Annotated in this window: 15 protein-coding genes and 2 pseudogenes; 8 read left to right on the top strand and 9 right to left on the bottom strand. The window is 69.7% G+C overall.

Going from position 1 to position 14,618, the window contains the following annotated elements:
* Window positions 1-366: 366 nt before the first annotated feature.
* Window positions 367-948, bottom strand: a complete 582-nt coding sequence (locus AB0B66_RS11865; protein ID WP_360526936.1) for a DUF5317 family protein — start codon at window positions 946-948, stop codon at window positions 367-369.
* Between the two features lie 372 nt (window positions 949-1,320).
* Between AB0B66_RS11865 and AB0B66_RS11860 the strand changes: the two are divergent.
* A pseudogene (locus AB0B66_RS11860) lies at window positions 1,321-1,689 on the top strand (recombinase family protein); the annotation flags it as partial.
* Window positions 1,690-1,729: 40 nt separating this feature from the next.
* Entirely contained in the window at window positions 1,730-2,377 is a 648-nt protein-coding gene (locus AB0B66_RS11855) for a hypothetical protein (RefSeq protein ID WP_360526933.1), read from the top strand.
* Window positions 2,378-3,311: 934 nt separating this feature from the next.
* Here the strand turns inward: AB0B66_RS11855 and AB0B66_RS11850 are convergent.
* The gene (locus AB0B66_RS11850; RefSeq protein ID WP_360526930.1) at window positions 3,312-3,956 is read right to left on the bottom strand and encodes a SnoaL-like polyketide cyclase; all 645 of its coding nucleotides are present in this window, start codon (window positions 3,954-3,956) and stop codon (window positions 3,312-3,314) included.
* A gap of 227 nt (window positions 3,957-4,183) precedes the next feature.
* Window positions 4,184-4,630: a DUF3592 domain-containing protein gene (locus tag AB0B66_RS11845; RefSeq protein ID WP_360526927.1), complete on the bottom strand. Its 447-nt coding sequence runs from the start codon at window positions 4,628-4,630 to the stop codon at window positions 4,184-4,186.
* Between the two features lie 87 nt (window positions 4,631-4,717).
* On the opposite strand from AB0B66_RS11845, the gene AB0B66_RS11840 reads away from it, so the two are divergent.
* Window positions 4,718-5,704, top strand: a complete 987-nt coding sequence (locus tag AB0B66_RS11840) for a phosphotransferase (protein WP_360526924.1) — start codon at window positions 4,718-4,720, stop codon at window positions 5,702-5,704.
* Between the two features lie 26 nt (window positions 5,705-5,730).
* On the opposite strand, the gene AB0B66_RS11835 is transcribed toward AB0B66_RS11840, so the two are convergent.
* Complete coding sequence (locus tag AB0B66_RS11835; protein WP_360526921.1) at window positions 5,731-6,255, bottom strand: DUF2510 domain-containing protein; 525 nt, start codon at window positions 6,253-6,255, stop codon at window positions 5,731-5,733.
* Between the two features lie 96 nt (window positions 6,256-6,351).
* Complete coding sequence (locus AB0B66_RS11830; protein WP_360526918.1) at window positions 6,352-6,783, bottom strand: hypothetical protein; 432 nt, start codon at window positions 6,781-6,783, stop codon at window positions 6,352-6,354.
* 257 nt (window positions 6,784-7,040) lie between these two features.
* Between AB0B66_RS11830 and AB0B66_RS11825 the strand changes: the two genes are divergently transcribed.
* Complete coding sequence (locus tag AB0B66_RS11825; protein WP_360526915.1) at window positions 7,041-7,235, top strand: hypothetical protein; 195 nt, start codon at window positions 7,041-7,043, stop codon at window positions 7,233-7,235.
* 100 nt (window positions 7,236-7,335) lie between these two features.
* Here AB0B66_RS11825 and AB0B66_RS11820 read toward each other — a convergent pair.
* Window positions 7,336-7,635: pseudogene (locus AB0B66_RS11820) on the bottom strand (VOC family protein); the annotation flags it as partial.
* 230 nt (window positions 7,636-7,865) lie between these two features.
* Between AB0B66_RS11820 and AB0B66_RS11815 the strand changes: the two are divergent.
* Window positions 7,866-9,233, top strand: a complete 1,368-nt coding sequence (locus tag AB0B66_RS11815) for an RICIN domain-containing protein (RefSeq protein ID WP_360526912.1) — start codon at window positions 7,866-7,868, stop codon at window positions 9,231-9,233.
* Window positions 9,234-9,293: 60 nt separating this feature from the next.
* On the opposite strand, the gene AB0B66_RS11810 is transcribed toward AB0B66_RS11815, so the two are convergent.
* The 3 genes from AB0B66_RS11810 to AB0B66_RS11800 form a co-directional block, all read right to left on the bottom strand.
* A complete protein-coding gene (locus tag AB0B66_RS11810) occupies window positions 9,294-10,811 on the bottom strand; it encodes an RICIN domain-containing protein (RefSeq protein WP_360526909.1) in 1,518 nt (505 codons plus the stop codon).
* A 199-nt stretch (window positions 10,812-11,010) separates the two neighbouring features.
* Window positions 11,011-11,739: a sulfite exporter TauE/SafE family protein gene (locus AB0B66_RS11805; protein WP_360526906.1), complete on the bottom strand. Its 729-nt coding sequence runs from the start codon at window positions 11,737-11,739 to the stop codon at window positions 11,011-11,013.
* A gap of 22 nt (window positions 11,740-11,761) precedes the next feature.
* Window positions 11,762-12,841, bottom strand: a complete 1,080-nt coding sequence (locus AB0B66_RS11800; RefSeq protein ID WP_360526903.1) for a glycosyl hydrolase family 18 protein — start codon at window positions 12,839-12,841, stop codon at window positions 11,762-11,764.
* A 252-nt stretch (window positions 12,842-13,093) separates the two neighbouring features.
* On the opposite strand from AB0B66_RS11800, the gene AB0B66_RS11795 reads away from it, so the two are divergent.
* The 3 genes from AB0B66_RS11795 to AB0B66_RS11785 all read left to right on the top strand — a co-directional run bounded on the left by AB0B66_RS11795 (window position 13,094) and on the right by AB0B66_RS11785 (window position 14,618).
* On the top strand, window positions 13,094-13,279 hold the full coding sequence (locus AB0B66_RS11795) for a thiazolylpeptide-type bacteriocin (RefSeq protein ID WP_203699306.1): 186 nt from the start codon (window positions 13,094-13,096) through the stop codon (window positions 13,277-13,279).
* A gap of 79 nt (window positions 13,280-13,358) precedes the next feature.
* Window positions 13,359-13,547, top strand: a complete 189-nt coding sequence (locus tag AB0B66_RS11790) for a thiazolylpeptide-type bacteriocin (RefSeq protein ID WP_203699307.1) — start codon at window positions 13,359-13,361, stop codon at window positions 13,545-13,547.
* Window positions 13,548-13,679: 132 nt separating this feature from the next.
* Entirely contained in the window at window positions 13,680-14,618 is a 939-nt protein-coding gene (locus AB0B66_RS11785; RefSeq protein WP_360526899.1) for an ABC transporter ATP-binding protein, read from the top strand.

Genomic DNA, 14,618 nt, shown 5'->3' with positions numbered 1-14,618 from the left:
CGTGGTTGAACGGGGCGCCGATCGTGTAGAGCAGCGTCGCCAGCGACGCGAGGGTCAGCGTGACGCGGATGCGCATGCTCAGCCTCCGTGTTCGTGTGGCGCGCCGACCGTGTAGAGCAGGGTGGCCAGCGCGGCCAGTGTCACGATGATGCGGATTCGCATGACGCGTCCTAGCTTCCTTCCGTCACCGGAGCGCCGACCGTGTAGAGCAGGGCGGCCAGCGAGACCAGTGTCACGATGATGCGGATTCGCATGACTGCTCCTAGCTCCCTTCCGTCATCGGCGCGCCGATCGTGTACAGCAGCAGGGCCAGCGATGCGAGGGTGAGCAGCGCGTAGGCGGCCCGGTTCCAGTTGATGGCCAGGGTCATGATTCACCTCCCTTGACGGTCTGGGCTTGCGGATCGGGTCGGTCGCGGCGGAGGCGCATCGCGAGCGCCGTCAGCGCGACGGTCCCGGCACCGATGAGCAGGTCGCCGGGACTGACGACCTTGCTCAGGGGCGGGACGGGGATCGTGTCGCCCAGGAACGCGAGCCGGGTCGCGTCGTCGGCGGGCGCGTTCTTGGGCGTGGTCAGTCCCGGTCGCAGGCCGACCGCCTCGGCTGCTGTCGGCTCGTACGGCATACGCCCGTTGAGGGCGATGGCCAGTCCATTGGCGAGCGCGCCGACCGTGATGGCGACGCCGGCGACACGGATCGCGAGCGGCCAGGCGTTGAGGTTCAGGGCCAGCCACCACAGGACCAGGCCGAATACGAGGATCAGCAGGGCGGGGTGCCGCAGGGGCGTCACGTAGTACTGCGCCGCCTGCACGGCGGCGGCCAGCCACAGCAGCCACAGGGCCGACAGCCTGAGGTCGCGCAGGCCGGCGAGGCGGCCACCGCACAGGTAGCCGATGGCGGCACCCATCGCCGGCGGTGCGATGAGCAGGATCAAGCCTTGGGCGTTCATCGCGCCACCACGCGGGCTTGCGATCCGGTCATGCGCGGCTCCTGTCGTCGGATGCCCCAGCAGATCGGTTCGTGTGGCGCGGATCAGCGAACTCCGACAGTTTCCGGATTCCGGAGGCGTCGTCGCTGGTCCTCAGGGTGCGGATGGCCGGCGCGCCGGACGGCACCGGACACGCTCGCGGCGGGTGGCCTCGTACGGCCCTGGCGGGGAGGGAATCCCGCACCAGGGCCGCGCCCGTCAGTTCACGTAGCGGGCCGACGGACTGGTCGAGCTGAGGCGGTAGCTGCCCGAGCTGTTGTAGACGTCGATCTCGGAGTACACCGTGTACCAGATGTTGGGCAGGGTTAGCACTGTCCATTGTGTTTGCTAAGCGTGTCTGCGTTTCTCTACTATCGTGCGGTAGCTCTCTGGCGTCTGGCTGTTGCCGCCGAACGGCTGGGGGTTCATCCGGTGACGTTTCGCCGTTGGGCTGATGAGGGTCAGGTGCGGTTCTGCTGGATCGGGCAGGTGCGGCCGGAACGGCGGTTCGACGAAGCCGATCTGGACGCGCTGGCCGGGGCGGGGCCACTCACGCGGGCGCGTGTCGAGGCCTTCTACATCCGGGTATCCGGCTCGAGCGGGCAGGAGACCTCGCTGGCTGCGCAGGAAGACGAACTTCGGCGCACGGCCACCTCGACGGTCGTGGCTGTGTTCAAGGACCGGGCGTCGGGGTTGAGGGAACGACGACCTGGGTTGGACAAGCTGCTCAAGCAGGCTGCGGAGGGCCGGTTCACCGTGGTGCGTGTCACGCACGATGATCGGGCACCGGGTCAGGGTCGACCTGCCGCACCGGATCACCGTCACGGCCGCCAAACCGACCGGGCACCGGGTCGCGCTCGGCCTGGACTGGGGCGTCAACACGCTGCTCACCGGTACGGTCGGCCGCCTGAGCGAGCAGGGCCGGGTCGTCACTGACGGGCGGGCGCTGCGCTACGACGCCACCGCGATCTCCGCCAAACTCCACCGTCTACGCGGCCACCGCGAACACCTCGCCACCAAACGCACGCACTACACGGCGCTGCTGGCCGGGCTGGCCGCGACCGATTCCCGCACCGCAAAGCTACAGGCGCTGGCCGTCCGCACCAGCACCGAACACGACCGGGTCTGCACCCGCATCCGACAGCTGAACAAGACCCTCGCCTGGTCAGCGGCCCGCTGGGCGGTCGACCAGGCCACCGCGCTGCACACGACGGTCGTCTACATCGAGGATCTGGCCACTCTGCAGGCCCGCGGCAGGCGCAAGGGCAACGCCCGCCTGTCCGGCCAGGTCCGCGGCACCGTCATCGACGCGATCGTGCATCTGGCCGCCAAGGCCGGCCTCGCGGTCGTGACCGTCCCGGCCCGCGGCTTCCCCGCTGCGGCACCGGACACAGCGAACTCGCCCACGTGAGCGCCCCGACCGGACACACCAGCCGGGCTGGAAGTGGGCGACCTGCCCCCGCTGCGCCCTGTCCACCGACCGCGACCACGCCGCCGCCATGCGCATCACCGCCCGCGGGCTGCTGGCCCAGCACCACGTACGCACCGACCGCACCACCGGCAGACACACCACCACAACCGTCGTCGAGGGCAACGTCGCCACCGCCCGACGCCCCGCCCCCCACCGCGCAAGTCAACGCACGGTCACCGCCCGGCCCGGCAAGACCGGCCCGACACCGAGACGACCGTCCACCTCCAGGCTTTCCCACCGCGTGCCCGACCGGCGCACGGTCCCCGCCCCACCCTCGGGTGGCCAGCGTCCGGCGGGGCAGGAACCCAAGAACCACCACCCCCGGGCGGCGGCAGCAGGTCCTGAACAAGATCCCCTGAACCCACAGCACCACCGGACCGGCTTCCACCACGTCCGCGCCACGCCCGTCATCCCCCGCAGCGGAGACTTCGGACCCGGCACGACACGCCACGCCACGCCCGGAACGTTTGAAAAGCTCAGACAAACTCAGGGAATCCGAGACGCTGTCGGTGTTCCGGTACCAGCAGCAGTAGTTGCCCTTGTGGTCGAGGCGTCCGGATCCCACGAGGTACCAGCTCCCGTTGACGTTGAGCCAGACCTTGAACGAGTGGTATTCGTCGCTCGGGTCGGCGTTCATGTAGAAGTCGACCCGTACCCGGTTGCAGTAGGAACCCAATGAACCCGGTCACCGCGGGTCGGTGGCCCGCGCTCGGCAAACTCCGGAAGGGTCCCGCATCGACCCTGGTCGCATGGTGCCGAACAGCCGAGGGTCCGGACGACACCGGACGACGCCGGAGCGGTGCCGGAACGGCCGTCGGAGGGAACGCGACGGCGGGCCACCCGACCGAAGTCGGATGGCCCGCCGTGGGGTTCGTCAGTGCGCGACCGGGCAGCCACCGGTGAGCTTGCCGAGGAACTGGTTCGGGTCGTAGTAGTGCTCGACCTCGACCAGCTTCAGGTCGTCGCTGACCTTGGCGACGCTGATCCCGAACATCTCGATCGTCTTGCCGTCGGGCTGGTGGCCGTGGTACTCGCCCTCGAACGCGCCCCAGTGCCGCCACTTGAACGTGACGACCGGCGGCGGGCTGATGACCTCCAGGACCTCCCAGTAGAACCCGCCCGGGAACGCCTTGTGGAAGATGTGGTGCGAGGAGTCGAACGACTCCTGGCCGCTGCGGTAGAACGGGCTGTCGCCGATGAGGATGTTGTAGCTGCCGATGTCGGCGATGTCCTGGGCGCTGGCCCACGCCCCGCCGTTGACGTTGGTCCGGAAGTGCTCGGTCACCATGGAGACCCAGGTCGCCGGGTCCTTCTTGTACGAGACCTCCATCTCGAAGACCTGGACGATGCTCTCCACGATCGCCTCGAGCGAGTCGGGCGCGTGCTGGGTGCTGCGCTGGCCCGGCATGACTTCGTGGGACAGGTGGTAGTCGGGGGTCTTGCCGTCACGCCAGGCCGACTGGTCGGCGGCGTCGATGACGGCGGTGCGGCCCTGCAGCCACAGAGGGGTTTCGGACACGAGGATGTCGTCCTTTCACGAACGATGTGCGCGCCACGGCAGGCCGGCCGCCTGCCGGGAGTAGGGGAGGGCGCCTACGCCCACGATCCGCGACACTATCGATGTTGGGACAACCATGGAACCCCGAAATCGGTTTCTGGGATGGTTAAATCCTCGTGCATCAGCGCGAACGGCGATTGTAGGTCTTGAGTGGACACCTTTGTGCCCCGCTCAGGCGGATCGGCCGGTCAGTGGTCGAGCATCGCGACGATCAGGAACACCACGGTGCCGAGCGAGCCGACGGTGAAGAAAAGCAGGATCACCTCGGCGGCGACCGCCGTGACATACGCGCCCGGCGTACGGCGGATCTCGTCGATGTTGGCCGGATGGCGCCGGTCGTACCGGACCATGACGCGGTCGCCGACGGCGGGGACCTCCCGGCGGTCGGCGAGCCGCAGATGCACGGTCGGGCCGCCGTCGATGCGCACCTCGGCGTGGTGGATGACGAGGTCGTCCTCGTGGCGGTCGCTGCGGCGGACGACCGTGGCCCAGCCGGTGACCCCGCGCAGCCGCCGCAGCCAGACCTTGACGTAGGCGTAGCCCACGCTGACGGCGAACAGCAGGCAGACCACGATCAGCACCAGGAACCCGGCCGCGTCGACGGGATCGAGCCCTGCGGCCACACTCTCGCGCACGACTGCATTGTCGGGCATCACTGTCCGATCGTCGATCGCTTTCGCCGCCGGCCGGGTGCCGGCCTTCGGGTCCGGTAGGGTGCCGCCGTGACGAGCGATCCGCCGCTGGCCGAGCTATGCCGGGTGTTCGGCCTGCCTGCGCCACGTTCCTCGATGCGGCTCGCGCACGGGATGATGAACCGCAACTGGCGCATGACCACCGGCGACGACCGCGAGTACGCCGTCAAAGAGCTGCGCGACGCGCAGCCCGATCAGGTCCGGTCACAGCACGCGTTGCTGCGACGGCTCGCCGAGCACGGCATCCCGGTGGCCGCACCGGTCGCCGACGCCGCGGGCGAGACAGTGGTCCGGCTGGCCGGCGTCGGATTCACCGTGACGCCCTGGGTCGACGGCGAACACCTTCCCGGAGCGCGGCTGGACTTGGCATCGTGTGAGCGGCTGGGCCGACTGCTCGGGCGAGTGCACGCGGCGCTGGCCGCGGTCGGCCCGAACCTTCCCGTCGCGACGCCTCCGGACCCGCTGAGTCGTGCGGCCGCCGGCGAGCGTATCGAGCACTACCTCGCCGCGATCGCCGCCCGGCCGCGTCCGGACCTGGTCGACCGCATCGCCGCCGATCACCTGCGTTGGCGACGGGAGCTGCTGGCGACCGAGGTCCGGCCCGTGGGTGAGCAGCCGGAGCAGGGCTGGACACATGGCGACTTCCACCAGTTCAACCTCGTCTGGCGCGACGGCGTCGTGGTCGCCGTGCTGGACTGGGACCGCGTACGCCGGCAGCCGCTGGGCGCGGAGCTGATCCGTGCCTGCCTGCTGCATTTCGCGGACGCGGACGGCCAGCTCGACCTGGCCCGGATCGCCGCCGTCGTGCGTGGCTACCGCACGATCCGGCCGGGCGAGGGAGGGGTCGCCGCGGACCTAGTCCGTCGGGCGTGGTGGCAGTGGTTCACCGACTTCTGGCCGCTGGACCTGCGCTACGACCGTGGCGATCCGTCCTGCGATCACCAGTTCGTCGCCAACGAGCGGACGCTGCGCTGGTGGACCGCACACCGCCCGGAGGTGTCCGACGCCCTGTCGTAGCGGCGGATGGATGACTTACGTGGCGATCAGCGCCGGACGCGGGCATACAGCAGCTCGCCCGGCAGCGTGGGATGCGGCACCTGCCGCCAGTTCGCGGCGTCCTCGTCGCGGGGCAGCCAGTCCGCGAAGGGCAGGTAGGTGATCCGCCAGATGATCCGGCAGGCCAGGAAGTAGTTATAGAACGGGACCATCAGCAGCAGGAAGTCCCGTTTGCGGTAGCCGACCCGGGTCGCGGGCAGTAACAGCGTGAGCGCGAGCAGGCCGAGCGCGCCCCAGTCGCGCAGGTAGCCGCGGGTCGGCAACGACAGCGCGGCGAGCACGAACTCGGCGGCCCGGTTGGCGAGGATCAGCAGCGTCCCGATCGCCGCGACGGTGAGCAGGGTCCGGACGAGGACGGAGCGGGGTGTGCCGGAGGTCGCCGGCGCGGACGTGTCCGGCGACGGCAGCACCCGGTCCGCCCGGGTCATGTGCTCCGACCAGCGGGTGCCGGTCCAGTAGCGCTGGTAGTCGTCGGCGCCGGGGTACCACCCGGCCGGTGGCGACTCCGTCATGGTGTTCTCCTGGTCCTCACGTGGAGGCAGGATCCTAACCTGATCACGCCAGCCGGCCGCCCGCCGGGCGAGCACGGGCACTGGATCCGCCGGCGTTCACGCGGCGGGAAAGTCGACTTGCTCGCCGAACGGTTCGATCGTTCCGTCCCAGCCGTTCCAGCCCTGCTGGGTGATCTGCCCGTCGGCGTAGGAGTAGGACCAGGTTCCGCCGTCCTCGCCCTCCAGACAGACGGCACCGGAGCGTACGAACGGCGCGATCGCGACATAGAAGGCCGTGGCCTGGTCCGACCACTTGGGGTCGTTGCCGTCGTCGTACTCGAACTCGATCCAGTCCCCATCGCGGGTGATCGAGGCCGCGGCGAACTCCGCGATGTCCGCGAGCGTGCCGCTCGGCGAGTACGCATGCTCTGACTGCGGGTCGTACCAGCCGCGCCGATCGCGCCACGCGGCTTTGACGGCCGCCACGGCGGCGGCGTCCTGTGACTCCGGGAGGTTCAGCCGACCTGAAGGATGCACCAGATAGCCCACGACGCCCACGCTAAGCCATTTCCGGCGAACTGCGCTGCCCCCTTCCCCGGGCTCCCCGCGGTGGGCAGGCCGAGGCCCTGGACCACCGGTGAAGTGCTCAGCTCAGCTGCTCGGCCAGGGCGAGGATATTTCACTACGTTCGACCATGAAACTGGGAGCAGCTCGCAACCCCATCTCGTGCGCGATGAGGATCCGCTGCGACTCGCCTGCCGTCAATTCGTGGCGGGAGGTTGACGGGGGCGAATACCGTTGCCGTCATGCCGGATGGATTGAGCGGTCTGCTGCTGGGACTCGTGGCCCTGTTCGCGCTGTACTGGGTGATCCGCGCCGCCGTCGCCCATGGCATGTGGGATGCCTGGCACCGGCGCGCCCGTGACGAACGCCGAGCCGTGCACCAGTCCGCCGTGCGGGCCGCCGCCGACGTGCCACCGGGGCCCGAGTCCGGGCAGTGACGTCGCCCGGGGCGATCGCGCACGTTCGCGGCCGCGACGGCGGCGCCGGTCGGGCCCGGTTTCGGGAGGCCGCAGCGGTGGCGACTGCGTCTTCGCGTCTTCAGGTCCGGGCGGGTTGGAACAGCTCGACAGGGTTTCCGGCGGGGTCGTCGAATACGGTCTGACGGCCGCCGGGGCCGGTGATGACGTCGTTGCGGAAGCGCACGCCGGCGGCGCGCAGCCGCGCGGATTCGGCGTCGATGTCGTCGACGACGAGGTGGATGCGGTTCCAGCCGCCGGGTTGCGGTGTGCGCCCGTCGGGCATGGGCCGTCCGGCCGAACTCTGCGGGCCGGACAGCAGCAGGCGCAGGTTGCCGCGCCGGACGTCGGCGAACGCGGGCGGGAAGTGGGTGCTCAGCGTGAAGCCGAGGTGGTGTAGAAGTCCGGCTGTGCAAAGCCGTCGGTTTTCGGAGAAGACGGACGCCGGATCCCGGTGGGAGAGCGCTTCCCGAACTCCATCCTGTGATCAAGCGTCGAGCGTGAGAGCGTTTGCTCATCTAAAAACTATTGACTAGCCCTACATCGCAGTCATAATTTTCACTGTCTCGATGTCCGAGTGAACATAATGCTCGCCGTCCCTGGGAGGCCCTCGTGTTCCGAAAACCCGCTGTGTCGAGTGCGGCGCTCCTGCTGCTCGTCGCCGGACTGGTCAGCGTCGCCGAGCCGCTGCCCGCGGCCGCCGCCACCTGCAGCGTCCTGTTCGACGACTTCCAGTACAGCTCGTCGGCCGATCCGGCCCTGGCGGCCCGGCACTGGACCGTGCGCGGGGGCGGAGGAGGACCGGGCATACCCGGTGCCTCCTGGCTGCCGTCCAACGTGACGTTCCCCGTCGCCGACGGGCAGAAGGTGCTCCAGCTGTCGTCCTGGACGGACGGCACCGGCGCCGGAACGGCGCAGACCGAGATCTACCACCAGCGCAAGTTCTTCGAGGGCACCTACGCCAGCCGGGTCCGCTTCACCGACGCGCCCGTCTCCGGCAACGACGGCGACCGCGTCGTGGAGACGTTCTTCACGATCACCCCGCTGGCGTATCCGATGGACCCGAGCTACGGCGAGATGGACTTCGAGTACCTGGCCAACGGCGGATGGGGCGAGACGGGTCCGGCGTTCTTCGAGACCACCTGGGAGACCTATCAGCCCGACCCGTGGCTCGCCGACAACGTACATGCCGTCCAGCGGCGCAGCCACAACGGCTGGCACGAGCTGGTGGCGCAGGTGAGCGGCGGCCGGGTCAGATACTTCATCGACGGCGCGCTCGTCGCCGACCACGGGGACAAGTTCTACCCGGAGACGCCGATGTCGATCAACTACAACCTGTGGTTCATCGACGGCACCGGCCACACGGGCGGCCGCAGCACGTACATCCAGCAGGTCGACTGGCTGTACTTCGCGGGCAACGAGGTGATCTCAGGCGACGTCGCCCGCAACCGGGTCAACGCCTACCGGGGTCTGGGGACCACGCACGTGGACACCGTCGGCACCGGTGGCACCTGCCCCGAGCCCGGCGGCAGCGGCGGGCCGATCTCCGCCACGACGTGGTACGGCATCGTCAACAAGACCAGCGGCAAATGCGTCGACGCCCGCTCCTCGGGCACCGCCAACGGCACCGCGATCCAGCAATACACCTGCAACAACTCCAACGCCCAGCAGTATCTGTTCCAGCCGACCGCCGGCGGCAACGTGCGTGTCAACAACCGCAACAACGCAGCCCAGGTCCTCGACGTGAGCGGTGTGTCCGCCGCGGACAACGCCGTCGTGCACCTGTGGTCATACGTCGGCGGTGCGAACCAGCAGTGGATCCCCGTGGCCGAAGGCGGCGGCTACTACCACTTCGTGTCCGCGCACAGCGGCAAGTGCCTCGACGTGCCGGCCGCCTCCACTGCCGACGGCGTGCAACTGGTGCAGTACACCTGCAACGGCACCGGCGCGCAGTCGTTCCGGCTGGTGGCCCAGCCTTAGCCGGAACCGGGCGGCTCGCGGAGCTGCTGTCCGCGAGCCGCCCGGGTGGAACGAGGACCGTCAGACGGCCGTACGCGACCACTGCTGGTTGGTGCCGGTGTTGCACGTGTACTGCTTGAGGACCACGCCGTCCGCGGTCGAGGCGGCGGGCACGTCAACGCACTTGCCGCTGTGGCGCGCCCGCAGCTGGAACCAGCTGCCGTTGGCGACCAGCTGGAACTGCTGGTTGTTGCCGCTGCCGCAGGTGTACTGGATGAGTTCGGCGCCGTCGGCGGTCGAGGCGCTCACCACGTCGAGGCACTTGCCGCTGTGGCGGCTGACGATGCGCCAGTAGCCGCCGCCGGCGTCGGAGAACTGCCACTGCTGCCAGGCGCCGCCGGTGTAGGTGTACTGGCCGATGCGCGCGCCGTTGTCGGTGTTCGGCGACTGGACGTCCATGGCCTTGCCGCTGTGGCGGACGTCGATCCGGTAGAAGGTCGTCGGCGCGGGCGTGGGGTCGACCACGGTGTCGCCCCAGCCGTACCGGATCCGGTTGGCCCCGGAGGCGTTGCGGACGGTCAGGTTCAGATCGGTGCCGCTGCCGCTGAGGGCGAACATCGAGTACCAGTCGTAGCCGATGGTGCCGGGTTTGCCGCCGAGGGCGGGCCAGTAGGTGCCGCCCATCTGGTTGTCGCGCATGACCTGGGCCATCGCACGGATGTGGCGGACGAAGTTGTCGGTGCTGCCGGCGTCGCCGTAGTTGAGGCCGGTGGACATCGGTCCGCCGAATTCTGTGGCCACCGCGCGGGAGGCGCAGTTGCCCAGCCGCGTCTGGATGTGGCTGCGGAACGCGTCGTAGGTCATCGCGCTGTAGAAGAAGGCGTAGTGGTGGAAGGACAGCAGCGTGGCGTTGAAGCGGCTGTCGTTGCAGACGTCGCGCAAGTCCTGGCTGTAGCCGGTGCCGCCGATGAGCACCCGGCCGGGCGCCGCCGAGTAGTGGTAGCTGAGCCAGTTCGCCGCGACGTCGCGCCACTCCGCCGAGGTGTAGCCGTGCGGCTCGTTCATCGGCTCGAAGTAGACGCTGCTGTTCGAGCCGTACGTGCTGGTCACGCTGGACCACATCGTGTTCCACGCGGCGAGGTTGGTGATCCTGCCGCCGGAGGCCGCGCCGTCCTCCCAGTAGGCGAGGATGACTTTGAAGCCGCGGGCGGTGGCGGCGTCGATCGCGCCGCGGTAGGCGTTCCACCAGGTCGTGTTGGCCACGGTGTGGGTGTTGATGGGCAGCCGGACGGTGTTGACGCCCATGGTGGCGGCCATGTCGTCGTAGAGGGCGTTGGCCTTGGCCCGCACCGTCGCGTTGCTGTCGGACTGGCTCAGGCCCTGCACGACGAGTGTGCCGGTGCTGAAGTTGTCACCCAGCACGGCCCAGTTCATGCCGCGGAACTGGCTGGTGGCGGCACTGGCCGGCGCCGCGGTCACGACGAGGCCGGCCACCGCGGCGAGAGCGGTCACCACGAGGGCGACCAGCCACCGCCGCAACGGTCTGCGGCGCTGCGGCGTTGGCGGCGGGCAGCCGTCGGACGACACGGTTCGGGTCATGGGATGCCCGATGGTGGGATGCGAAGTTCGGGGTCCGACGTGACGCAATGTGGTCGCTCCGTCCTCAGGTCGATGTCGTGTGTGTTACATCGGAAAGGCAATCGAGCACCCGGCGCCACAACCCGATCCGAAACGTTCAAGAGCGATCAGGGTCGAACTCCGCAGCCGACGCCGGTGGGCGGCCACCTCGGTCGACGGGTCAGAACCCGAGCAGGAACAGCAGGCCCGAGATGAGCAGCCCGGCCTCGACGAGGTGGACGAACAGCCGGTCGCTGATGCGGTTCAGCAGCCGCTTGCCGGTCCAGGCTCCGGCCAGCGTGGCGGGCGTCAGCACCAGGCCGTAGACCAGGACGGTGGTGGTCAGCAGGTCGCCGGTGCCGTATGCGGCGATCTTGGCCAGATGCATGCTCAGCGCGGCGGCGGCTTCGGTGCCGATGTAGGCGGCCCGGGTGAGCCCGTAGGCCAGGAAGAACGGCGCGGTCAGCGGCCCGACCGACCCGACCAGCGCCGACCCGAACCCGGACGCCGCGCCGACGGCCGCGAAGGCCGGGTCGGCCGGCTTGCGGGGGTGCGGGCGGAACCTCCTCCAGCTGACGACCCCGATCAGGAACGCGCCGAGCAGCCGTTTCAGCGGATCCAGTGGTGCGTGGGCGAGCAGCAGACCACCGGCGACGGCCAGCGGCACCGCGCCGAGCGCGAACCAGCCGACCAGCCCCCACCGCAGTTCGCGCCGGTTGAGCCAGACCCGCGCGGTGTTGCTGGACAGCTGGGTCAGCGTCAGCATGGGCACCGCCGCCCGCAACCCGAACAGGGCGGTGAACACCGGCAGCAGCAGCACGCCGCCGCCGAATCCCGCTACGGCCGACAGCAACGCCAGCAGATACGCCGCCGTCGACGCGATGGCAAGTGTCGGCAGGTCGAGTGGCATGCGATCACCTCCGCGGGCGGCGTCAGGCCCCCGGCCGAAACGGGCGGGTCATCGCCGTGAGCAGGGTGTGCTCGTCGTCGTCCGCGCCCAGATGCCAGGTGAACGCTCCTCGCAGGCCGCGCCGTTCGGCGAACGCGGCCCGCTCCTCGATGGACTCCGCGTCCTCGTAACTGGCGAACGTCCCGGTGCCGGGGTGGTACAGCCACGGCGAGCGCGCCACCGGATGGCGGTGGCGCTGCCAGGCCGGATCGGGCAGCAGGTCACGGCTGATGTCGCGCCAGTCGCCGACCCGGACGGTGCCGGTCTGGGGCTGGTACAGCCCGGCGCTCTCGCCGGCGGAGGCGACATGGAAGCCGCGGCCGTAGAACGGCACGCCCAGCACGATCTTGTCGCGCGGCACGCCGTGGCGCTCGTGGTAGTCGACGGCCCCGGTGACGTTGTTCCACCGGCGCAGGCCGGCGTCGAGCGGTTCCTGCGGCACCTCGGCCAGCGGCGCGTTGAACGTGGCGACGGGGGAGAAGCCCGTGCCGAAGTCGTAGGTCATCAGGTTGACGAAGTCGAGCTGCTCGGCGAAGGCCGCCAGCTCGTAGCTGGCCGCCGGGTCGTACGGGCCGGCCGACTGAAGCCGGCCGGCGGGCAGCGCGGCGACCAGCAGCCGGGCCGGGCCGAGGCCGTCGCGGAGCTGCCGGGCCAGCAGGGTGGCGTGGTGCCGGTCCTCGGGCCGGTGCGTCACCTCGGCCGGGCCGCCCGAGACGGGGAACTCCCAGTCCAGGTCCAGGCCGTCGAACCCGTCGGCCAGTTCCAGGCACTGTTCGACGAAGTGGGCCCGGGACCGCGGCGTGAGCGCCGCGTCGGAGAACCCGTCAGCGCCCCAGCCGCCGATCGACAGCACGATCCGCAGGCCGGGGTCGTCCCGTCGGCGCGCGGCGAGGGCCGCGCGATGCGCGGGCGCCCACGGTGGCAGTTGCCAGCGCCCGTTCTCGCAGGTGGCGAATGCGTAGAAGAGGTGGGTCAGCACTCCGGCGGGCAGCGTGTCGATCGGTCGCGTGTTCTCGTCGGCCGCGTGGAAGTAGGCGCCCAGCACCGTACGCCCCGTGATCATCCATGCACGGTATCAGCACCCGGTTGATCCAGTCCGTCTACTCCGGACGGTGATTCGCAGGTCAGGGGCCAAATGACGGGCCGGGCCTGGGGGTGCGCGCGATCTTCTCCAAAAACGACGGCGGGACCGCTTGACTTCCCGGGGACGTTTGAATAATCTCAAGCGTAGTTAAGAACATGAACGTGAAACACAGCTACAGCGACTAGCCGGACCGCCACGGTCCGGGTGAAGTGCCGAAGGAGGTGCAACACCATGGCCGAGACATCGACCACCTGGGACCTGATTCCCGAGTACGACATCGCGTTCGACCTGGATGACCTGGACCTGGGGCCGCTGACGGTCACGGCGATGCGGGACTCCATGGCGCTCCCGGAGACCGGGGCCTCGTGGATCAACACGAGCGGCAACGCGTCCTGCTCCTGCTGCTACGTCACGTGATCTGAGCTTCCCGCCGCCTCCTCCTCTTCAGCGGCGGGGTGTCCACGACCGTCCGACCATCGAAATGAGGTGAATTCAAATGTCGAACGAAGACTTCAACGTCGACGAGCTCGAGCTGGACGACCTGTCCGTGACCTCGATCCGCGACTCGGCCGCTCTGCCGGAGACCGGTGCCTCCTCGGGCAGCTCCAGCAGCAGCGCGTCGTCGTGCTGCGGCAGCTCCTCGTGCTGCTCCTCCTGTGGGGACAGCCCGGAAGAGGCCGCCTGAGCCGGCACCTGAACCGGAACGGCAGCGTCAGGGACTGCCGGCACTCCGGACCAACCGGGGCCTGAAACCCCGCAGCACCGATCCGAGGGGGCACGAGTCATCGTGCCCCCTCTTTCATCTCCGGGAGAACCCGTGGAAGTCATAGCTCGCCTTGAACACGTCACCAAGACGTTCGGCAAGGTGGTCGCCCTCAACGCCGTGTCGCTCACGGTCTCGCGCGGAGTGACCGCCGTCCTCGGCCCCAACGGGGCCGGCAAATCCACCATGATCGAACTACTGTCCGGCCTGCGCCACCCCACCAGTGGCCGCGTCGAGGTGCTCGGGGGAGACCCGGGCGACATCGCCGTGAAGGCCCGCATCGGCATCACCCCCCAGCGCACCGCCTTGCCGTGGCGGCTCACCGTCACCGAGACCCTCGACCTGATCGCCGCCCACTACCCCAACCCGCTCACCCGCGACGAGGTGGTGCAGCGACTGGGTCTGGAGAAGTTCCTCAAGAAGCGCAACGGCACGCTGTCCGGTGGCCAGCGCCGCCGGGTCGCCCTGGGCGCCGCCCTCATCGGCAACCCGGAGCTGCTCTTCCTCGACGAGCCCACCACCGGCCTCGACGCCGACAGCCGCGACCAGCTGTGGGCCGCCATCGCCGAGGTGTCGGCCGGCGGCCGCGCCGTCCTGCTCACCACCCACGACATGGCCGAGGCCGAGCACCTGGCCAGCCGCATCGTCGTCATCGCCGACGGGCAGGTCGCCCGCGACGGCTCCCTCGACGACGTCATCGTCGAGGTCGGCTTGCACCTGGTCGAGCTGGAGGTCCCCGCGGGGACGTCGCCGCTCACCTTCACCACCATCCCGAACGAGCGCATCGAGCAGCTCGGCAACCGCACCAAGATCTACACCGCGGATCCCGACGCGACCGTACGCGCCCTCGTGCTGGACCGGGTGCCGTTCCGCGGCATCCGCGTCGAGCGCGTCGGCCTGGAGGAGGCGATCCGGGCGATCACCGCCGGTGACGGCGACTCCGTCGTGCCGGTCAGCCCCGCAGTTCCGCACATCGCCGAGAGGGTGTCCTGA

The sequence above is a fragment of the Catellatospora sp. NPDC049111 genome, from assembly GCF_040648615.1.
Lineage (GTDB): Bacteria > Actinomycetota > Actinomycetes > Mycobacteriales > Micromonosporaceae > Catellatospora > Catellatospora aurea.
Note: the sequence above shows the minus strand (reverse complement) of the source record. Positions and strands in the feature narration are given on the sequence as shown.